This window comes from Flavobacterium soyangense, from assembly GCF_015277675.1.
GTDB classification, from domain to species: domain Bacteria; phylum Bacteroidota; class Bacteroidia; order Flavobacteriales; family Flavobacteriaceae; genus Flavobacterium; species Flavobacterium soyangense.
Genome location: NZ_JADHEC010000013.1, coordinates 1 through 19,198 on the forward strand (window position 1 = coordinate 1; position 19,198 = coordinate 19,198).

A 19,198-nucleotide genomic window follows, 5' to 3' on the forward strand; every position below is an offset into this window, starting at 1 on the left:
AGAATTTTAGCTAAAATAACAGCTTTAACTTTGGTTCAATTCATCAATAGATTTATTTTTGAAAGACCAATAAACAATATTAAAACACAAATAGTTTAATTACACCCAACGGGTTATGTATTAGTATTTGTTTATAAATGTATGTATTTTTAAAATTATGCTATTCTCTTGATTTCAACTTCCCCAATTTTTTGCTTGCTTCTTAAATTTATTTTGATAGAAGAAATTATGTCTAATGCTACTTCTTTCTTGTTCTTTAAAGGGAAATTGTGTGTTGACAAATCGGAATGTATGATTGAAATTTTATTGGTATCAAAACCAAAACCTTCATTTAAATTAGGTGAATTCATAACCACTAAATCGAAATTTTTCTTTTTTAGTTTACCAATAGAATTTTCGAGTACATTATTTGTTTCCAGGGCAAAACCTACCGAAATTTGGTTTACAGTCTTTAATTTACCAAACTCAAAAGCAATATCAACATTTTTCTGAAGTTCTAGAACTACTTCATTTTCAATTTTTTTTATTTTTATTTCAGAAGATGTTTTAGGTTTATAATCGGCAACTGCTGCGCAAAAAATAGCTATATCGACAGAGTCAAAATGTTTTTGGCATTCTAAATACATTTCATTACCAGTCATAACTTTTATTGTTTTATGGTTTGGAAAAGTCGACGCTATTGAAACAGGTCCACTAACCAGTATAACATTTGCACCCAAATTATGTAAAGCCTCGGCAATAGCATATCCCATTTTTCCACTACTTTCATTGGATATAAATCGAACAGGATCAATATATTCTCTAGTTGGACCTGCAGTAATTAAAATTTTTTTGTTTTTTAATGTGGTTTCCATTAATTTGGTTTTTAATATACTTTTGTTATTTAAAAGCAGTTTTTTTTTGAAAAAGTATTTTGTTTGTAAGCTAATTATCAAATCAGATAAGATGTATTTTTTTAATCTTGATTTCTGGTTTTTCTACCAGAAAAACCAGAAATAACGGAATTTATGCCAATTAAGTTTTAATAAACTGCCTAAACAAACCAGTAGCTTCCATTGCCAATAGTTATGGTTTTGAGGTTAGTTATTGTTGGTCTTTTTCTAGTTTATTTAGTACCACTAATACTAGTTTGAAAGCAAATTGCAATTATTTTTTTACGGTTTTAATTTATTTCGTTTTTTGCAGCCGCTATTATATTTCCATTTTTAGTATTCTGTAGATAAGCAATTACCATAAAATCAGATGCAAGCCACTCTGATTTGAATTGAAAATTAGCATTGTTATTTGATTTAGCTGAATTTGAAATGCTCTTAAAATCATAAACAATATTGTAATTAGTTTGTTTAAGGCCGTTATTCTCGCCTCGTTTAATGCTGGTAAATTCTTTTTTCTTAACCAAAGCCAAATTGACAACTATATTCGAGTTAATATCTGCATCATATTCAATATTTAATAAATTGTTAGATATGGATGCCTTTTTAATTCTAATATTTAATTCTTTTTTTATTTCTAATTCCTTGTTTATTAGATTGTTAATTTCGTTTTCTTTGCTGCCTACAAGTTCATATTTGCCATTAATTATTAATTGAGGTGTGTAAATTCCTTGAGCATTAAATAGATTTGCATAGTTGCGTTGTCTGTCAGTAAATTGAGCTTTGCTAAAAGGATCTTTCCACCCTATGTAATTCCAGTAATCAACATGAAATGCCAAAGCAATTACATTTGGATTATTTTGTATTGCATATTTTCCTAAAACGGCATCTGCTGGAGGACAACTGCTACACCCTTGTGAGGTAAAAAGTTCCAGTACGGCAAATCCTTCTTTTGAAGTTTTAATTTTTTTGTTTTCAATAACTTTTTTTATAGTAAAACTTGATAAGACTATGCTTACTATTATTAATCCTGTGTATAATGTTGTTTTTAAAATTGAGTTTTTCATAATTATTTATTTTTTGTTATCAGGTAAAAAGTCTAAAGCAATTGAATTCATACAATATCTTTTGTGCGTTGGCTCAGGGCCATCATTAAAAAGATGTCCTAAATGTCCTCCACATCGGCCACAAAGAGCCTCAATTCTTTCTTCATCCAATGAATTGTCTTTCTTGTAAACCACACTTCCAGTACTGGCTTGTTCAAAGAAACTTGGCCAACCACATGTGCTAGAAAATTTGGCACCTGAGCGAAACAGTTTATTCCCGCAGGCTGCACAATAATATGTTTCTTTGTCATCAGTGTTCCAATATTTTCCGGTAAAAGGTCTTTCTGTATCGGCATGTCTTGAAACGACATATACATCGTCCGGTAACACTTTTTTCCACTCGGCATCAGTAAGTTTCAGCTTTTTGGTGCTTGTGTTCGAATAATAAGGGTTTTCGGGTTTATGTATAGTATCAACATTGTTCTGAATGATAACTAAGTTTGTTTCCTTCTTCTTTAACTGGGTAAATGAAGTTAGAAAAAATGCGATAAACACAATTAGTACGCTAAATTGTAAAATATTTTTTTTCATTTTTTTTAATTTTGTACGACAAATCTATTGAGATATTAAAAGTAGAAATGTCAGTTGATTTACAAATACCGTAAATTTTAATTTTTATTAACGTTTATTTATTTTTTTATATCAATGTTTCAACTTTCTTCAAAGATTATATTCTGTATGTTATATTGAATCAATCTTTAGTATTCTGTTTTTTTTAATATCACCAAGTGTTTATTGTAAAGATGCAAAGGTAAGTAAGGTTATAAAGTGAATAATAAACGTAAAATGATGGGCATTTTTTTCTAGTTCTTTTTTTGTTTATGTTCTTTAGTCAAGAAGAAATGCCTTCCCATTCTAGTTGTTTTCATAATTTTTAACAGTGGTAATATTGGATGCTAAGATTGGAAAATAATGAATGTCATACTTAATATTTTTTGTAGAACTTAATTCCCTGATAAATTCCCAAAATGATAAAGACGGTTGGGATAATTACTTTCATTAGGTATTTTGCCAAAAAACCAGTTTGATTAGTAATGTAACTTAAAGATAAAATCAAGGTTAACATTCCGATGAATGTTCCGCAAATAGTACCCAAAACATAAAAGTATTTTCTTGTTTTTGAGATTTCGATATACTTACCGTTTAGCAAATACAGATTCCAACTAGTCCAAAACGGAATTTGAATAAAATTAGTACTGCTCAAAATTATGCCAAGCATAAAAGGATATTTTGTGTAATCACTAAAAATGCCTGAATTTATGTTTTCCGATTTGGAACCAGAATAAAAAACATAAGCCAGAATAAACATAAAAATAACCGAAAATCCTTCGATTAATTTAATGAGTTTTTTATTTTTTATCAATTGGTTTGCGAAAAGCAAAGTAAAATATATAACCCAAAATTCAATAGCAATTACTCCCAGAAGATATGAAATTGTTAGCCTTAACCCAGACATGTTATATATCTGAAAACCAATAATATTCAAAAAACCCATTGGAATTGAACCGATAAAACTAACCAAAAATCCAACTGTTAAGTTTTTGAGAATTTTCATCAAAAATTTATAATTTTACTATTCTGTTCTAAATGCAATCGGTATTGAATCATTCCCTCTTTATGAGATAGATATGGAAATCCTCTTTTATAATTAGCGACACTTATTTTGTACATATAGTTAATGTGTTGCGCTAATACTTTCCAGGCAAAAAAGATAGAATGTTTTGGATCGTAAATGTGTGTGGGTTCACTTGCTGCACCATTCAATTCAACGATTGAAAAATTTTTACCATCTTCTAATTCTTGCCAATTGTTGAACATTAAATCCATTCTTCCAAAGTAGAATTCAGGAATTTGCAAACACATTTGATCAATTACTGTAGTCAATTTTTCAGAAATTAAAAAACTGGAATCTATAAATTTAGCTCCTCGGGCATGATTTCCATAAGGTACTAAATTTAGTTTTACACCTTTCGGTAAAATTTCTTTTAATTGCTCTCCATATTCTGTTTTTAGACTTCCCAATTGCAATTTATACCTTGGATTTTGGATAATCAAATCTTCAATATTGGATGTGCCATTACCTTCTACTATAAGGAATTCTTTAGAAACAATTCCTGTAATTTTACCTTTTTTTTCATTTGGAAAACGAACATAAAAAATGCCAACTTCATTCTCATATGGAATTAAATCCTGCACTAAATAATCAAAATTAGCTTTGCTATGATACAAAAACAATTCATGTTTTGAATTGATTTTTTTTACGGCCGAACCACGCAGACCTATATCCGGTTTTGCAATAAACGGAAGCTTAATTTCTGAATTATTGATTGCTTCTAATACTTTATTAAAATCTAATCTTTCTTTGATAAATTCAGTTTTTGGATAATATTTTTGCGGAATTAAATCATAAATTTCCTTCTTACTATCCATGATAAAACCTCCGTTTTTCATCGTTGGGTTACACGAATTAAAAAAGAAAATAGTTCGCGCTTTTAAAGCAAAATAGGCCCACAAAAAATATATGGGAACATACACAATTTGAAAAGGCCAATATTCCCAATGGAATATTTTATGGAATATTAATTTCACTTTTATCTTATTATATCGTTAGAAATGCATTTGAAAATTCTTTTTCAGTAATCAAATCATTATAACAAATTTTAACTTTATTATTTTCAATTACGGTTTGTGTTATACTTACCGTTTTTAGCACATCACTTCTATTGATAACTAATCCATGTTCTTGATTTTGCTCTTCGGTATATCTGTGAAAATGGAATAATTCTTTGGACGAAAAATCTTGCTTTGTATCCAAGAAAGCTGAAAACCATTGTGCTCTTTTCTGACGAAGTTCAGCAGAATATAAAGTAGAGGAAGACCATATGTAATTTTGAGAAGCATCTAATAAAATGGTTTCTTTGTTGATTTCATTCCAACGCAATTGAAACAATTTTTTATCTTGAAATAACACTAAAGTAAACGGCTCTATTCCTGTTAAATCAATTGTTTCCCATTCTAAAATTGGTGAATTGCATCCAATTATATCCAAAACAACCAATCCACGACTTTTTTTATAACTCGTTTTTAATTCATGTTTTTCAGCTGCACCATTCAGCAAAACCAAAACAGTAACATCTTCATTAACGGCATACCAAGTTCCACCGCCTTTTTGATCCTTTGGAAAAGTAACAATCTTATTGTTAATTAAATAATTCATAGGTTCAACGGCAGGTTCACGCAGCACTTTTTCATCCCTATTGGAAGTAATAATTGTTTTACCGTTGGATTGCACGAAGGTTACTGTACACATTGTTTTCTATATTCGATTGTTGAACGTGCGACACCAAAATCTTCATCGATTACCAGGTGTTTCAATTGTAAAACAGCCACTTTTATTAGGGCTTGATGATGGATACAATGTTCCAAATTATACAATAATTCTCTATGGTAATTGCTTTCAATAGTCACTTCATTTTCATCAATAACTTGTTGCAAAATTAGGTTTTTGTTTGGTCTTGGCATTGAATGTAAAATTGCTGTAATAGCCATTTTCGCTTTAATTGTATCGGTTTGAATGCCATAATCCCTCAATCGGTTATCGTAATTGATTGTTCCTGATTCGTATTGATTTTGTAAACATTGAAAAAGTTCAATAATATGACGGGTATGCGCACCGATGGAAGAATTGCTTAACTCCTCGCATGGATTTGTATAATCTTCATTAGACAGTTGTGATAACAGATCTAACAGTTCGGTCAATGTTTTGTGAATTGAAATTGTAAGCATAATTAATTGTGTTTTAGGCTTTATGTACGAAATGAATCGGAAAAAAGTTTCGAATTTATATTAGATATTAAATTTAATTAAATTGGGTATGTCTTTTTTGTTTTGAAAAATTAATATTGAACAACATAAAAAAGTAATCACAGCCAATATAAAAAGGGTTCCGCCATCATTTTGCACTACAATTCCTAGCACTAATATGTGAGATAAAATTGCTACTGCAACAGTTCCTAATCCAATAATAGCCCCTAGTAAAGTCGTTCTTGGAATTAAAATTAAAATTGAAGCAATGAGTTCTACTACACCTGACCCAATTCGTCCATAAGGTTCTATGCCCAAAGTTGAAAAGATATAAATGCTTTCTTCGGCCGCTGAAAATTTAAAAAACAAAGTCTGAAGAAAAATTACCACTGCAGTGAGTTTGATAATCCAAATAAATATTGGGTTTTTCATATTAATTTAGTTAGAAATTTTTTTCCAATTGGCATCTGCTTTTTTCTTCAAATTCATTTCGTCTTTGTTCCAAGACTTTAAGGTATTATTGAAATAAGCATTATAAAACAAATACAACTTATTATCAATAATTTTAAATGTACTTGGGTCAATTTCAACCTTATCGGCTGAACTTCCCATCGCATAAGCACACCAACCACCATATTGTGGTTCATAACTAGCCGGATTTTTCGAAAAGGTATCTTTATTGGCCTGAGAAGAAAAATTATAGATTACTCCTTCATAAGTTGCAGTTATACTTGATTTTCCTTTTATGGCTTTTTTTTGTGTAAAGTATGCAACAGGGTCATATCCTTGAATTGCCACTTTATTTTCTAGATTAAATTCTGTAGCTCTTTTTGCCGCAGTTTGTGCATTTATTGACATAGTAATAAAAGCAATTGCAAGTAATAAAATATTTTTTTTCATAAAAGTTAATTATTTTTTTTCAAAGGTAATATAATTCAAAAATTTGTTTTGTCAGCTAAGTTACAATTAGCTTAAATTTGTTATATTATTTTGTATCAGTTATTTTACTCCAGTTTTCAATAGCTTTTGCAATGTGTTCTTTTTGATTTTTTAGCCAGATTTCTTTTACTTCTAGATTATAATTTAAATACAACTTATTGTCAACAATTGTAAAAGCTTCGGGTGTTATTGGGGCTTTATGTCCTTCAGAGATTCCATAAGCGCAATACCCTCCAAACTGTGGTTGGTATTGTGTCGGGTTGTTAAGAAACAACTTTTTATTTCCTTCATTGGAAAAATAATATATTACCCCGTCCAGCTCAGTTGTAATATCTTTTGAACCCAGCGCTGCTTTGTTATTTACAAAGTAGGCTACTGGATCATAACCTTGAATGGCCACTTTGTTATCCAGGTTGTATTCAGTAGTAATTTTTGCTACAGTTTGAGCATTTATTGACATGGTAATAAAAGTTAATGCTAGTAATAAAATTTTTTTTTTCATAATAGTTTATTTTTAAAAATATCAAAGGTAAAGTAGTTCAAAAGCTTGTTTTGTCAGATAAGTTGCAATTGACTTAAATTTGTTGAATTATTTTTATACGTTAGTGTACTCCAGTTTTCAACTCCTTATATAAGGCGTTCTTTTTTTTTCAAAATTAATGATTTTTTATTGTTTGTCGTTGTTTACACAACAAAGATGCTTAGTTTTAAAAGTTAAAAAATGGACAATAGCCGTAAGATGATGGATAATTCTCCCTACTGTTCTATTTAGTATTTGCCCGGTATCAAATAGATGTCTATTTAGATGGACATTTTAGATTTTACAATATACTCTTATTCTTTTATCAGTACTTTTTTATCAGTCAAAATGTAAGTCGTTTTGACTTCAATTGATGTAATTAATTTTTTTATGAGGAATATACTATTTGAATTCAATTTTAATTAGAATAATGAATCCGAAGTCATTGACTTCGGATTCATTGTTCTAATTTCATAGTATCTGTCCATTTTGTTATCATTTTTTATTTTTCGGCATAGATAATTAATCCATTAGAGTCAACTGCGATTACTTTTTCGGGGTATTTTTGCATTATAGTATCTACTACTTCATCTTTAATTTTTGCCTTTAAAGCATCATCGGCTTTGCTAAGAGCTGCTGCGACCGGACCAGCCACTTCATTCATAAAAGCCCAATACATATCAGCAGTTCCACAATTTAATTTTCCATAAATTTCTGTTTTGGAAATATTTTTAAAGCCAGCCCGTTTGAATAAATCATCCATAAATCCATCTTCTGAACAACGAAACATCCCTGGAGCTCCAGCGACTGCCGGCGACATTTGCATATTTTTGTTGATAGAGCCCATAATGGCGGTTACCCAAAAATTCTTATCGGAAGTGTTCCATACCGATGTGGCAATTCTTCCTCCCGGTTTAAGAACACGCAGCATTTCTTTCGCAGCAAGAAGCATATCTGGAAAGAACATAAATCCAAAACGGCAGCTGACAGTATCAAAGGTATTATCTGCAAAAGGAAGCTCACATGCATCACAAGTTATGGTTTCAACATTTTTTATTCCCCTATTTATTGCATTTTCTCGAGCAATATCAACCATATGGTCAGCAAGATCTGTAATAACCACGCTACCGTTAGTGAGCATAGTGGCAATTGTTAGACCGGGCTCACCAGTACCCGAGGCTATATCTAAAACTAAATCACTATTTTTAGGTTCTAGTACACGAATAATTTCATCCCCCATAGGTTTTAAAAAATCCATTGTCATGGTATCCCACTTTTTCCAACCTCCCGAAATAGCATTCCAAGATTCTTTTTGTTGTTCCCGAATTAATTCAAAATTTGCTTCCATAGTGCTAATATTTAAATTGTTATTGGGTAAATATACATTATATATGCTTAAAATTAGTAAAGGTTCTAATTTTTGATTGACCTAAAAAAAATTGTACTAATTTAAAACAATCTTTACTAATTGATTTTCACTATTGCTTTCTCTTTTAATTTGTAGTTTAAAATATAAATTAGCTTACTATTTTTATTCAAAAGAAAAAGTTTCGTAAACAAATAAATTCTCATTGTTGTTATTTAATAATTGTACAAGCACTTTCATTTCTTAGTCACAATTCTATATACAATAATTTTTCTAAGCAAAAATTTAGAATTAGTGTCTTTTGATATCAGTAAAAATGATATTCATTTCAGGGTAAATCAAAGTCCCTTTCATTTCTATTTCCGTTAAGTAACTGTATTGTGATTTTGCTTAAGAATGTAATATTACCTATGAAAAAAAACTAATATATGAGCAGATAATTTTTTCATAGGTAATAAATATATAAAATGTGTGTTTTATTTTGCTAGTAAAGATATTAAGAATATAAAACAGCGTTCGTCATTTAGTTTGCAATTAATTAAAGAAATATGAAATTAAAATAAAATCCTATATTGTATTGCCAATACAAAACTTCTTGTTAATCCGTCTGGCCTAATATCTCTCACTACAAATGGAGTTGCTAACGAAAGTTCAACACTTTTTTCTTTATTAAAATTATAAGTACTTAACCCGTTGGGTGTAATTATTAAAACCGTTAGTTCAAGTGTTTTTTGTGAAGTAAAACGGAACAAAAAATGTATCGAGAACCGTTTTTAATAAAATTTGTTTTGTTTCCGATACGATTTTCTATCAAAAATCACTCGAACTGACGATAAATTATTATTAAAAACTAATTACACCCAACGGGTGTACTTATTAAGTTTCCATTAATTGTCAGGCCTTCAGAACCAATTATATTTTCTCTTTTACCATATATATTTTCAAAACTATCTTCACTAAGATGATAAATAAATAACACATTGGGTTTAAAAGTAAATTTTTGGTTTTTTGTGTTTATACTGTAAGTTGCTCTAAACAAAGCATCAGATTTACGTTCGAATAAATTAGTGGAAAGAAAATCATCGGTTCCAGAAAATTCTTCAAAATAGGAATTTTTGTTGTTGTTAAAAACAGGGATTTGTATAGCGGAGTTAAAATCCCATTTTTTGTACTTAAAATTAGTTGCCAATAAAAGATCAAATGTCCCTAAACTAGATTGATAATCTAACGGAAGGGAAAAACCATTAATCTTCAAATTAGAAGTTGTAAATGGAATTTTCGAGCCTAATAAAATGCTCCACTGCTTGTTATCTTTTGCTGCAAAAGTATATTTTCCTATTAAAAATGCATCTCCAAATGCACTTCGCTTGCCAAAACTTCCGCTTGCCGAAGAAAAAGTTACTTTGCTACTCCAGGAAATTTTATCATTAATTTTTCTAGTATAAGAAATATAATTAGAAAAATAACTAACATCCCCTTCACCTTTACCAAAAATAACTGAAAATTCAACATTATTTTTCAATACTTTTCCCGAAGCGCTAAAATTATTTCCGATGGAACATATTCCGGCATCACTGCATCCTTGTGCATAACTGTTTGTTGTTGCTAAAACAATCAACATTATGTATAACAGCTTTCTCATATTAATTTTGAATTAATTTTGAAACAGCGAATAAGTGATTGTACTCTTGACAATGAATAAGAACATAAGAATAATCTAATATATTTATTCCTTGAGGAATGGTATAAACTGTAGCTGAAGTTAAATTTCCTAAAGAAACAAAATCCGATGGGGTAGCGGCTTTGGATAAATATACTTTCAAATCAGGGCCTTCAGAAATACTGAAACCTTCGAGTTGAACTTTATATTGGTTGTTTTCCAAATAAATTCTTGCTTCACCAGTAACTGAAATTCCAGATGTTGGAACAAATATTCCGTGATATTTTAAAGAGGCATCTTGAGTCGCTGGAGTAACATTAAAACGGTCTTTTGTAAGTTCACCTTGCTCTTCGCAAGAGCACAAAAGGAATAAAATGGGTAGCAATAATAGTTTTTTCATAGCAATTTTATTTTTTAATAAAAACAAAAGTAGATTGCTATAAATGATGAATATGTCGGTTAGTTTACAATTATAATGAAATTGTTTTATAACTTTTTGACATCATCAATAATTATTTTCTTTCTGGAATAAAAAATAAGGTTTTTTTCTTCCAATTCATTTAAGAGTAAAGTGGCTGTTTGTCTGGAAGTACAGATAATTTGAGCAATATCTGTTTGAGTAAGATAATTATCAATGGTGTACTTATTTCCTTCTTGTATTCCTTCTTTTTCGGCCCAATCTTTCAAAAAAGTAATTAATCGGGTTTTAGCATCTTTAGAAACCAGATTGGAATAATTGTTCTTAAAGCGCTTCATTTTTAAACCTACAAACTTGGTATACGACAATGCCAATGTTGGATTTTTAATTAATAAATCTTCAAAATCAGACATTAGGAAACTACAAATCGAAACTTCATCAGTTAATGCTTTGGCATATTCATTCACATCTGTATCTCTTTCTAGAGCTAATTCCCCAAATAAATCACCTTTTTTAAGGATTTCTTTTATGGTTTCGTTTCCTTCTTCATCAATTGAAACGATTTTAATATTCCCTTGTTTAAGTAAGAAAATCCTAGGTACTTCAGAATGAGAAAAATAGATAACATCTCCCTTGTTGGCTTTTCTAAATCCAACAATAATGCACAATTGCTTAATTTGAGACATACTTAAAGTCCAAAATAATTTGTGATCACGAAGGTACCAATATTTTAATTCTTCATACATTTTGTAAATATATAAAATTAATTAGTTACAAGTAATCAACTTATAGATATGATTTGAACAAATTTTAAAAGAGGCCTGTATAATTAAGTTTAGGCTAATTAAAGTCCTGTTTTGTTGTTCAATTGAGATTCACAATGAAGGGTGATTATTTCAATTTAGAAGGACTAATTACTGCCATTATACTGTTCAAATTTATTTATTTTTATTTGTTGGCTACTTTATATTTTAAATAATTAAAATTCACCGTGATTTTATTATTATTATAATCGTAAAGTTTTTACAATTTTTTATAGTTTGAAATATTGTGTTTGTTGGTAATAGGTTAACTGAAAAATGTTACAATAAATAATGCTTTTTTTGTTTCATTTTCTCCTTTGTTCCCTCAAATTATGCTATTTTTATCAAAAATAGTATTTATGGCTTTCTATATAAAACCCTTATTTCTTTTTTGCACGTTTTTTTGTTTGTTTTCCTGCAAATCCCAAACGGTAATTTCTAATGTTGAAACAAAAAAAAAATCCATTGTCAATGACACTACGTTTGTAAATTTGAAAGATTATAGCAAAGATTTTGTTTATGATATGAAATATGCCACTTTGGATAATTTTTTGAAAGCCAAAGTATATGATTGTGCCGAATGCTTTTTGAGGTTAAAAACAGTTAAAGCGATGATTGAAGCTAATGAGGATTTTATGAAAATGGGCTACAAAATCAAAATATTTGATTGTTATCGACCATTGGACATTCAAAAAAAAATGTGGAAAATTGTTCCTAATCCTTCGTATGTTGCTGATCCCGCAAAAGGTTCAATACACAATAGAGGAGGAGCTGTTGATATTACTTTAGTAGACTCGAATGAAAACGAACTCAATATGGGAACGCCTTTCGACTTTTTTGGAATAGAAGCCAGCCATGATTATCAAAATCTTTCTCAGGAAATAAAAGACAATAGGAAATTATTGAAAAACACAATGATGGTAAAAGGATTTAATATCCTCGACTCAGAATGGTGGCATTATAATTTAAAATCAGCATTAAATGATAAAGTTTCTAATGCAAAATGGAAATGTGATTAGTTATTCAATGCAGTTTAAATAGTTGATAAAGTAAGTTTCGGGCTCATAAACCTGATTGTCAAGTTCCGATTGAAATTGCTTTTTGATGACATAATCTTCTATATCGGTAAGATATTTTATTCGCATCAAATTAACTGGAGAACTTTTCAAATCTTCAAAAGTACCTTTCATAAACATAAAAGTGCCTGATAGAATTCTATTGTCAAAACCTTTGTCGTCTCGAATCATTGAACCACAATTTTCTTGGTCAAGGTAAATCAGCGTTATTATTTTTCCATTATTTAACTGCAAAAATAATTTTGAATTTTTATCAAAACAATTGGCCTTCATAAAATCTTTACTTTTTTGAATGAGCTGCAAATTCAGTGTTGGCGTACCATCGATTAAAGCTAATGCATAAAAAATGTAACTAGTGTTGCCTGCGAAATTCTTTTCGTAAATCATATATTCCTTGGTTGACTTATATGTGCCAATAGAATCAGTAACATTTGTACTGTATTCACAAGGTTTTTGGGCGAATAAATTACTGCTTATTAAGAAAAAAAATATTAGGACGGCTTGTTTCATCTTTTTATACTATTTATTTTTTATTGGAAGATGGAACGCCTATAATCATTTTTGTATGTGTCAATGACGATTGTCATGGGCGTTTCATTTTTATTGTATTTTTTTACAAATTAAAACTATTTTATTGTCATTTTCATCAGTTGTGAAAAAACTATATTGATTTCCGCCTTCTTTTATTTTCCATTTTTTTCGAATGCTTTCTACTGTATCGGGAAAATTTCGAGTAGTGATATTAGCCTGTTTGTTTTCTAAAAAAGTTTTCATTTCATTTTTGTGGTAGGGAATTGAATTAACAATTTCAAAAACTCGTCCCGGAAATGCGATTAGTTTTGAATTAGTGTATAAATGGGAATGTTTATGAAGTTTATTTAAGTTGTAAAAAATACCCACTTCATCAAATCCTCCCGATTTCATTATGGCGCTATTGGGCTCATACAAATACTTTTGGGGCAAACTATAGGTTGGTGATTTCTTATTTTTGTCCAAAATAAATTCAAAAATATCTTTTTTTTCTTTTAAAATATTAACAGTTTTAATTTCAATTTTTCCGTGGTAATGGTTTTGTAATTCCCACAATAATTCCTTCACTTCATTTTCAACGGCTACAATATGAATAGTTTTTACGTTTTTCAGTTCGGTTAAACCGGCGGCAATATCAAGTAAAGGAGCTGTTTTTATTAGAATTGAATCCGAATATTGGAATAAAAAATCAAGATTTTCGGGAACATTTGGCAAACAATCCTTGAGCATAAAAACTTTTCCTTTGACATCGTTTCTTCTGGAAGGATCAATATAAATCCAATCCCATTTGGCGTTTAATATTGTTAAAATGTCCAAGCTATCTCCAGAATGACAACTAATGTTTTTTGTCTTTAATTGTTCGAAATTGTGTTTTACAATATTGGAGAGTTCTGTATTTATTTCGCAATGAACCACGGTGTTCATATTTTTCGCAAAATAATAATCGTCAATGCCAAAACCCCCAGTTAAATCTATAAGACTTTCACCTGAAACAATTCCAGCTTTGTAAAATGCTGTTTTTTCGGAAGAAGTTTGTTCGATTGATATTTTGTTTGGATAAATGATGTTTTTTGTTGTAAACCAATTGGGTAATTTGTTTTTTGATTTGGTTTTGGACTCAATTTGATTTAAAATTAAAATCCAATCAACTTCAGGAAATGGATTTTTTTGCAACGCTAATTTTGCTAAGTTTTTATCAATACTTTCATTGATAAAATTTTGAACTTCAGGATTTAATAGATTTAAACCCAAAATTAAATGTTTTTAGTTAAAAGTTTAATTACTACATTTTCCGGAAAAAATTCTTTGCCTATTACTTTCAGGATGGTATACAAAGGAACTGCGATGATCATTCCTAAAATCCCGGATAAAAATCCAGCTATTAATATGACAAGAAATATCTCCAATGGATGTGAGCTGACACTTTTAGAAAAAATTAAAGGTTGCGATAAGTTGTTATCAATAATTTGTACAATCCAAAATCCAATTAATACATAGATTGTAGTGGGTAATATTTCGGTTTGGAAATCGCTTCCCAAGTTACTTAACATTGTTAAAATAGCCGCTAAAACGGATGCTATTAGTGGTCCAATATAAGGAACAATATTTAAAACGGCACATAAAAAGGCTATGACAAATGGATTTGGAATTCCAAAAATAAATAATACAATAAGGTATAAAAGGAAAACAATAAATAATTGAAGTAATAAACCAATAAAATAACGGGAAAGCAAGTGGTTTATTTTATGTATGGAATTCAAAATCTTGTCTTCATGATTATCGGGAATTAATTTTTTTGCTCCGTTGATAAATAGCAATCTATCTTTTAGAAAGAAAAATGTTATAAACAATACAGAAGCTAAACCAATTCCAAAACTACTTATAGTTCCCAAGACAGCATTTAAGAAATTAGGAATAAAATTAAAATTTATTTTAGAAGTTAGTTTTGCTTCATTTAACATTTTTTCGGAATCAATATGATGACTTTCCAAAAAAGCCGATGTCTGATTTACTAATTGGGTTATGTTTTTTTCAATTTCGGCAGTTTTTAGAAGGGATAAATTTTGTCCTTGTGTAGATATCAAAGGGATGAACATCAAGACAAAACCGCTAATAAATAAAATAAAAACTAGGAGTGTCACAATTGTCGCCAACGTATGTTTGAATTTTAATCTTTTATTAAAGAAATCAAGAATTGGATTTCCTATCAATGTAAGAATCAAAGCCACAACAAGATAAATTAAAACGGATTGGATTAGGTATAAGAAATACAAGGATGATGCAGCTATAACTAAAAAAACAATTGCCCTTAAAATTCCGTTTGCTATAATCTTAGATGTTATCATTTCTATTTTTTTAGAGGATAAAGATAAAAAAAAACTCACTAACAAAGAGCGAGTTTTATATTCTAAAAACCAAAAGAAATTATATTCCGAAAGCTGCTCTTGCTCCTCCAGAAGAAAATATTGCAAGCATTCTTGCTTTTTGACCATTGGTAAACATATACATTCCTCGGTCGTCAGTATAGTCCATGTAGTTCATCGTTATTTCATTATGAGCTGGTAAACAGGTGCTTACATAAGGATATGCTGGAACTCCAAAGTTTGAAGTTTTTGCAATAGGAGTATCGTCAACTAAATCATTTCCACAAGAAGCATCTCCCCAAATGTGGCGTAAGTTCATCCAATGTCCTATTTCGTGAGAAGCGGTTCTTCCTAAGTTATAAGGATATGCTCCAGCTGAATCAGGTGTTACACCTACGTATTTAGAATCGCAAACAACTCCATCTGTTGCTAACGAACCACCTGGAAATTGTGCATAACCCAAAATTCCACCACCTATTGTACAAAACCATAAGTTAAGGTTTGTAGATGGAGAAGTTGGATCTAAACCACCTTGTTTCGTTTTTTTCATTGCATCCCTTGTTCCCCAAGATGTTTTGGTAGTTGATTTTCTGTTAGTTTTTACTAGTTGAAAAGTAATACCAACATTTGCTGCTACTCCAGCAAACTCTGTAGGAGTGTTACTAAAATCTGCATTTGTTGCAGTAAAATCTTTATTTAATACATCAATTTGTGATTGAATTTGTGCATCTGAAATGTTTTCGGCTGCGGTTCTGTATAATACGTTTACTACAACAGGAATTACAATTTTACCGTTTACTAATCTATAATTAGACTTAGATATTGCACTTTGCGTAAAAGCCTCAATTTGGTTCATTCTAATGGCTAATGTTGGATCAGCTGCTAATTGTGCTTCAAGAACTTCTTGAGAGGCACAACCACGATGGGCAATAGCAGTGGTTGTTGGGGCAGGGGAGTTAGTTGTGTCATTTTGACAAGAAAAAAGCACTAGAAATACTGCTGCAGAGAAAATGATTTTTTTCATAATAATGAATGTTAAATAATTAATGCTTTGGGTTAATTATATGACAATTATATAGCAATTATACAACAAATTTATTAAGAAAAACTAAATTTATTTAAAAATAATTTCAACTATATCGATACAGTTATAAAAAATTCGAAATTTTCTTTATAAGTTAAACAAGGAATTAATCAATTATTAAAAATGTAATTTATAATGTTAGCCCCCATTTTTAGTGCTTTTTCTCGAATGTCAATAGGGTCGTTGTGAACTTCTGGATCTTCCCAACCATCGCCTAAATCACATTCGTATGTATAAAGTAATACTAATCTGTTTTCAATAAAAATTCCAAAAGCTTGCGGGCGTTTTCCATCGTGTTCATGTATTTTGGGTAATCCATTGGAAAAAAAATACGGCTTTTGAAAGATTTGGTGATTGGCAGGAATTTCGACCAAATCGTTATTGGGGAATATTTTTTTGATTTCTTTTCTAATGTATTGATCCATTCCATAATTATCGTCAATGTGCAGAAAGCCTCCTGAAGTTAAATAATTTTTTAGATTACTAACATCAGCATCACTAAAAACCACATTTCCGTGTCCGGTCATATGAACAAAAGGATAGGAAAACAAATCAGGACTGTTGGGCTCTACATTGGCAGGCTTGGATTTTATTTTTGTGTTTATATTAGCATTGCAATATATTATCAAGTTAGGCAATGAAGTTGGATTCGCATACCAATCACCACCACCGCTGTATTTTACCAAAGCAATTTCTTGGGAAAATGAAGCAAAAGAAATTAATAATATTATGTAATATATTTTTTTCATAAGTTATAATCCTCGTTCAAAAAAACCACACTATGACAAGCTACAATGGCAGCAGTTTCTGTTCGCAATCTGGTGTTTCCCAAAGATACTGGAGCATAGTTGTTTTCAATTGCCAATGCAATTTCTTTCTCCGAAAAATCTCCTTCTGGACCAATGAGCAACGTGATGTTTTCATTTGGTTTCAAAACCGATTTTAATGATTTTTTGTCTGATTCTTCGCAATGAGCGATTAATTGCAAACCTTCGTTTTTGCGTTTTAAAAACTCTTTAAAAGTTGTGGCTTCATTTAGTTTTGGAAGAAATAAAACATTGGATTGCTTCATTGCAGTTAATATAATTTTATCAAATCGATCATTATTTACCACTTTTCGTTCCGATCGGTCACAGAAAATTGGTGTTATTTCTTGAATGCCAATTTCGGTTGCTTTTTCCAAAAACCATTCGAAACGATCATTCATTTTGGTTGGTGCAACGGCTAAATGCAAGTGAAATTTTGAAGGTTCTGCCTTTTCGAAAGAGAGAATTTTAACGGTGCATTTATTGTCCGAAGCCAGCGTAATTTCGGTTTTAAATAGCAAACCTATACCATTGGTTACAAATAATATATCGGTATCTTTTTTGCGTAATACTTTAATTATGTGCTTGCTTTCATCTTTATCAAAAAAAAAGCTTTCAGTAGTTTCGTCAATATTTGGATTATAAAATAATTGCATAGTTTAGAATTGAATTCGTGCTTTTGAAACAACAGCAGAAGTTTCGAAATTTTTGGATAAAAACTTTTGATAACCTACAATTCCAATCATTGCAGCATTATCGGTGGTGTATTCAAATTTTGGAATGAAAGTCTTCCAGCCATATTTTTGTTCGGCTTCTTTCAACGTTTTTCGAATTCCGGAATTGGCCGAAACGCCTCCACCAATGGCGATTTGTTTGATTCCTGTTTCCTTTACGGCCATTTTCAACTTGTCCATCAAAATTTCGATGATAGTATATTGAATAGAAGCACAAATATCGTTTAGATTTTCGTCAACAAAATTGGGGTTTTCCAGTTTTTTCTTTTGGACAAAATACAATATTGCAGTTTTCAACCCTGAAAAACTGAAGTCCAATCCAGGAACTTTTGGTTTCGTAAAAACAAAGGCTTTCGGATTTCCAAGTTGTGCATATTTATCGACCAAAGGACCGCCAGGATAGGGGAGACCCAATATTTTGGCGCTTTTGTCAAAAGCTTCTCCAACTGCATCATCTGTGGTTTCGCCAATGATTTCCATATCGAAAAAGTCGTTCACTTTAACAATTTGGGTGTGACCACCGGAAATAGTTAACGCAAGAAATGGAAAAGTGGGTTTTTCCTTTCCTTCATCGTCAATAAAATGTGCCAAAATATGGGCTTGCATATGATTTACAGCAATCAACGGAATTTGTAAAGCCAAAGCCAAAGACTTTGCAAACGAACTTCCCACAAGAAGTGAACCCATTAAGCCGGGTCCTTGTGTAAAGGCAATTGCTGAGAGTTGTTCTTTTTTTATTTTCGCTTTGCGCAATGCGGCATCTATAACCGGAACAATATTTTGTTGATGCGCACGAGATGCAAGTTCTGGAACTACTCCTCCATATTGATTGTGAATCAGTTGGTTAGCAACAACATTTGATAATACTTTGTCGTTATCTAAAACTGCTGCGGCTGTATCATCACACGAACTTTCGATAGCAAGAATAAAAACCTCGGGATTTTGCATAAAAAGGCATTAATTTTGAATTATATTTGACAATCCGTTTAATGTAAATTTACGGAGAAGCCAAAATTAAAGAATTTTTATCAAAGGTCTTTCTTTCCTTAGGCAAAATAAAATTAAGAAAAATTTTAAAACATTTTAAGTATCAAAAAAGCTTTAAAAATAGTACTT

At 30.4% G+C, this 19,198-nt stretch carries 22 protein-coding genes and 1 pseudogene; 2 read left to right on the top strand and 21 right to left on the bottom strand.

From position 1 onward, the window contains the following. Window positions 1-99: pseudogene (locus tag IR213_RS07415) on the top strand (IS982 family transposase); the annotation flags it as partial. A gap of 56 nt (window positions 100-155) precedes the next feature. Here the strand turns inward: IR213_RS07415 and IR213_RS07420 are convergent. The 14 genes from IR213_RS07420 to IR213_RS07485 all read right to left on the bottom strand — a co-directional run bounded on the left by IR213_RS07420 (window position 156) and on the right by IR213_RS07485 (window position 11,431). Then, entirely contained in the window at window positions 156-854 is a 699-nt protein-coding gene (locus IR213_RS07420; protein WP_194311673.1) for a phosphopantothenoylcysteine decarboxylase domain-containing protein, read from the bottom strand. Window positions 855-1,162: 308 nt separating this feature from the next. Next, on the bottom strand, window positions 1,163-1,939 hold the full coding sequence (locus IR213_RS07425) for a DUF1223 domain-containing protein (RefSeq protein WP_194311674.1): 777 nt from the start codon (window positions 1,937-1,939) through the stop codon (window positions 1,163-1,165). Between the two features lie 6 nt (window positions 1,940-1,945). Beyond that, window positions 1,946-2,509, bottom strand: a complete 564-nt coding sequence (msrB, locus tag IR213_RS07430) for a peptide-methionine (R)-S-oxide reductase MsrB (RefSeq protein WP_194311675.1) — start codon at window positions 2,507-2,509, stop codon at window positions 1,946-1,948. 394 nt (window positions 2,510-2,903) lie between these two features. After that, window positions 2,904-3,533, bottom strand: a complete 630-nt coding sequence (locus tag IR213_RS07435; RefSeq protein ID WP_194311676.1) for a hypothetical protein — start codon at window positions 3,531-3,533, stop codon at window positions 2,904-2,906. Next, complete coding sequence (locus IR213_RS07440) at window positions 3,533-4,567, bottom strand: ATP-grasp domain-containing protein (protein WP_194311677.1); 1,035 nt, start codon at window positions 4,565-4,567, stop codon at window positions 3,533-3,535. Before IR213_RS07440 ends, IR213_RS07435 begins: the two co-directional genes overlap by 1 nt. Window positions 4,568-4,577: 10 nt before the next feature. Continuing rightward, on the bottom strand, window positions 4,578-5,288 hold the full coding sequence (locus IR213_RS07445; protein WP_194311678.1) for an NRDE family protein: 711 nt from the start codon (window positions 5,286-5,288) through the stop codon (window positions 4,578-4,580). Beyond that, a complete protein-coding gene (locus IR213_RS07450; RefSeq protein ID WP_194311679.1) occupies window positions 5,276-5,764 on the bottom strand; it encodes a DinB family protein in 489 nt (162 codons plus the stop codon). The genes IR213_RS07445 and IR213_RS07450 overlap by 13 nt, the downstream gene beginning before the upstream one ends. A gap of 60 nt (window positions 5,765-5,824) precedes the next feature. Continuing rightward, window positions 5,825-6,214 (bottom strand): DoxX family protein, encoded by a 390-nt coding sequence (locus IR213_RS07455; RefSeq protein ID WP_194311680.1) that lies wholly within the window; start codon window positions 6,212-6,214, stop codon window positions 5,825-5,827. Window positions 6,215-6,220: 6 nt separating this feature from the next. Beyond that, window positions 6,221-6,682: a YHS domain-containing (seleno)protein gene (locus IR213_RS07460; protein ID WP_194311681.1), complete on the bottom strand. Its 462-nt coding sequence runs from the start codon at window positions 6,680-6,682 to the stop codon at window positions 6,221-6,223. Window positions 6,683-6,767: 85 nt separating this feature from the next. Beyond that, entirely contained in the window at window positions 6,768-7,223 is a 456-nt protein-coding gene (locus IR213_RS07465) for a YHS domain-containing (seleno)protein (RefSeq protein WP_194311682.1), read from the bottom strand. Between the two features lie 520 nt (window positions 7,224-7,743). Then, the gene (locus IR213_RS07470) at window positions 7,744-8,589 is read right to left on the bottom strand and encodes a class I SAM-dependent methyltransferase (RefSeq protein ID WP_194311683.1); all 846 of its coding nucleotides are present in this window, start codon (window positions 8,587-8,589) and stop codon (window positions 7,744-7,746) included. A gap of 868 nt (window positions 8,590-9,457) precedes the next feature. Next, window positions 9,458-10,249, bottom strand: a complete 792-nt coding sequence (locus tag IR213_RS07475; RefSeq protein WP_194311684.1) for a hypothetical protein — start codon at window positions 10,247-10,249, stop codon at window positions 9,458-9,460. A 1-nt stretch (window position 10,250) separates the two neighbouring features. Then, window positions 10,251-10,667 carry a DM13 domain-containing protein gene (locus tag IR213_RS07480; protein WP_194311685.1) on the bottom strand — a complete coding sequence of 139 codons (417 nt, stop codon included), beginning with the start codon at window positions 10,665-10,667 and terminating at the stop codon, window positions 10,251-10,253. Window positions 10,668-10,753: 86 nt separating this feature from the next. Next, window positions 10,754-11,431, bottom strand: a complete 678-nt coding sequence (locus tag IR213_RS07485; RefSeq protein WP_194311686.1) for a Crp/Fnr family transcriptional regulator — start codon at window positions 11,429-11,431, stop codon at window positions 10,754-10,756. Between the two features lie 416 nt (window positions 11,432-11,847). Here IR213_RS07485 and IR213_RS07490 point away from each other — a divergent pair, with 416 nt between their 5' ends. Then, entirely contained in the window at window positions 11,848-12,507 is a 660-nt protein-coding gene (locus IR213_RS07490; protein ID WP_194311687.1) for a M15 family metallopeptidase, read from the top strand. Here IR213_RS07490 and IR213_RS07495 read toward each other — a convergent pair whose 3' ends face one another. The 7 genes from IR213_RS07495 to tsaD all read right to left on the bottom strand — a co-directional run bounded on the left by IR213_RS07495 (window position 12,508) and on the right by tsaD (window position 19,030). Next, window positions 12,508-13,074: a hypothetical protein gene (locus IR213_RS07495; protein WP_194311688.1), complete on the bottom strand. Its 567-nt coding sequence runs from the start codon at window positions 13,072-13,074 to the stop codon at window positions 12,508-12,510. A 90-nt stretch (window positions 13,075-13,164) separates the two neighbouring features. Continuing rightward, window positions 13,165-14,346 carry a class I SAM-dependent methyltransferase gene (locus IR213_RS07500; RefSeq protein WP_194311689.1) on the bottom strand — a complete coding sequence of 394 codons (1,182 nt, stop codon included), beginning with the start codon at window positions 14,344-14,346 and terminating at the stop codon, window positions 13,165-13,167. 2 nt (window positions 14,347-14,348) lie between these two features. Further along, the gene (locus IR213_RS07505; RefSeq protein ID WP_194311690.1) at window positions 14,349-15,440 is read right to left on the bottom strand and encodes an AI-2E family transporter; all 1,092 of its coding nucleotides are present in this window, start codon (window positions 15,438-15,440) and stop codon (window positions 14,349-14,351) included. Window positions 15,441-15,519: 79 nt separating this feature from the next. Then, on the bottom strand, window positions 15,520-16,482 hold the full coding sequence (locus tag IR213_RS07510) for a zinc metalloprotease (RefSeq protein ID WP_194311691.1): 963 nt from the start codon (window positions 16,480-16,482) through the stop codon (window positions 15,520-15,522). Window positions 16,483-16,652: 170 nt separating this feature from the next. After that, window positions 16,653-17,291 carry a DUF4159 domain-containing protein gene (locus IR213_RS07515; protein ID WP_194311692.1) on the bottom strand — a complete coding sequence of 213 codons (639 nt, stop codon included), beginning with the start codon at window positions 17,289-17,291 and terminating at the stop codon, window positions 16,653-16,655. Continuing rightward, the gene (locus tag IR213_RS07520) at window positions 17,288-18,004 is read right to left on the bottom strand and encodes a 16S rRNA (uracil(1498)-N(3))-methyltransferase (protein WP_194311693.1); all 717 of its coding nucleotides are present in this window, start codon (window positions 18,002-18,004) and stop codon (window positions 17,288-17,290) included. The genes IR213_RS07515 and IR213_RS07520 overlap by 4 nt, the downstream gene beginning before the upstream one ends. 3 nt (window positions 18,005-18,007) lie before the next feature. Then, a complete protein-coding gene (gene tsaD / locus IR213_RS07525; RefSeq protein WP_194311694.1) occupies window positions 18,008-19,030 on the bottom strand; it encodes a tRNA (adenosine(37)-N6)-threonylcarbamoyltransferase complex transferase subunit TsaD in 1,023 nt (340 codons plus the stop codon). Window positions 19,031-19,198: the final 168 nt, after the last annotated feature.

Excerpts from the sequence above, each read along its gene's own strand:
- IR213_RS07420 (WP_194311673.1), bottom strand. The coding sequence starts at position 854 with ATGGAAACCACATTAAAAAACAAAAAAATTTTAATTACTGCAGGTCCA.
- IR213_RS07425 (WP_194311674.1), bottom strand. The coding sequence starts at position 1,939 with ATGAAAAACTCAATTTTAAAAACAACATTATACACAGGATTAATAATA.
- msrB (WP_194311675.1), bottom strand. The coding sequence starts at position 2,509 with ATGAAAAAAAATATTTTACAATTTAGCGTACTAATTGTGTTTATCGCA.
- IR213_RS07435 (WP_194311676.1), bottom strand. The coding sequence starts at position 3,533 with ATGAAAATTCTCAAAAACTTAACAGTTGGATTTTTGGTTAGTTTTATC.
- IR213_RS07445 (WP_194311678.1), bottom strand. The coding sequence starts at position 5,288 with ATGTGTACAGTAACCTTCGTGCAATCCAACGGTAAAACAATTATTACT.
- IR213_RS07450 (WP_194311679.1), bottom strand. The coding sequence starts at position 5,764 with ATGCTTACAATTTCAATTCACAAAACATTGACCGAACTGTTAGATCTG.
- IR213_RS07455 (WP_194311680.1), bottom strand. The coding sequence starts at position 6,214 with ATGAAAAACCCAATATTTATTTGGATTATCAAACTCACTGCAGTGGTA.
- IR213_RS07460 (WP_194311681.1), bottom strand. The coding sequence starts at position 6,682 with ATGAAAAAAAATATTTTATTACTTGCAATTGCTTTTATTACTATGTCA.
- IR213_RS07465 (WP_194311682.1), bottom strand. The coding sequence starts at position 7,223 with ATGAAAAAAAAAATTTTATTACTAGCATTAACTTTTATTACCATGTCA.
- IR213_RS07470 (WP_194311683.1), bottom strand. The coding sequence starts at position 8,589 with ATGGAAGCAAATTTTGAATTAATTCGGGAACAACAAAAAGAATCTTGG.
- IR213_RS07475 (WP_194311684.1), bottom strand. The coding sequence starts at position 10,249 with ATGAGAAAGCTGTTATACATAATGTTGATTGTTTTAGCAACAACAAAC.
- IR213_RS07480 (WP_194311685.1), bottom strand. The coding sequence starts at position 10,667 with ATGAAAAAACTATTATTGCTACCCATTTTATTCCTTTTGTGCTCTTGC.
- IR213_RS07485 (WP_194311686.1), bottom strand. The coding sequence starts at position 11,431 with ATGTATGAAGAATTAAAATATTGGTACCTTCGTGATCACAAATTATTT.
- IR213_RS07490 (WP_194311687.1), top strand. The coding sequence starts at position 11,848 with ATGGCTTTCTATATAAAACCCTTATTTCTTTTTTGCACGTTTTTTTGT.
- IR213_RS07495 (WP_194311688.1), bottom strand. The coding sequence starts at position 13,074 with ATGAAACAAGCCGTCCTAATATTTTTTTTCTTAATAAGCAGTAATTTA.
- IR213_RS07505 (WP_194311690.1), bottom strand. The coding sequence starts at position 15,440 with ATGATAACATCTAAGATTATAGCAAACGGAATTTTAAGGGCAATTGTT.
- IR213_RS07510 (WP_194311691.1), bottom strand. The coding sequence starts at position 16,482 with ATGAAAAAAATCATTTTCTCTGCAGCAGTATTTCTAGTGCTTTTTTCT.
- IR213_RS07515 (WP_194311692.1), bottom strand. The coding sequence starts at position 17,291 with ATGAAAAAAATATATTACATAATATTATTAATTTCTTTTGCTTCATTT.
- IR213_RS07520 (WP_194311693.1), bottom strand. The coding sequence starts at position 18,004 with ATGCAATTATTTTATAATCCAAATATTGACGAAACTACTGAAAGCTTT.
- tsaD (WP_194311694.1), bottom strand. The coding sequence starts at position 19,030 with ATGCAAAATCCCGAGGTTTTTATTCTTGCTATCGAAAGTTCGTGTGAT.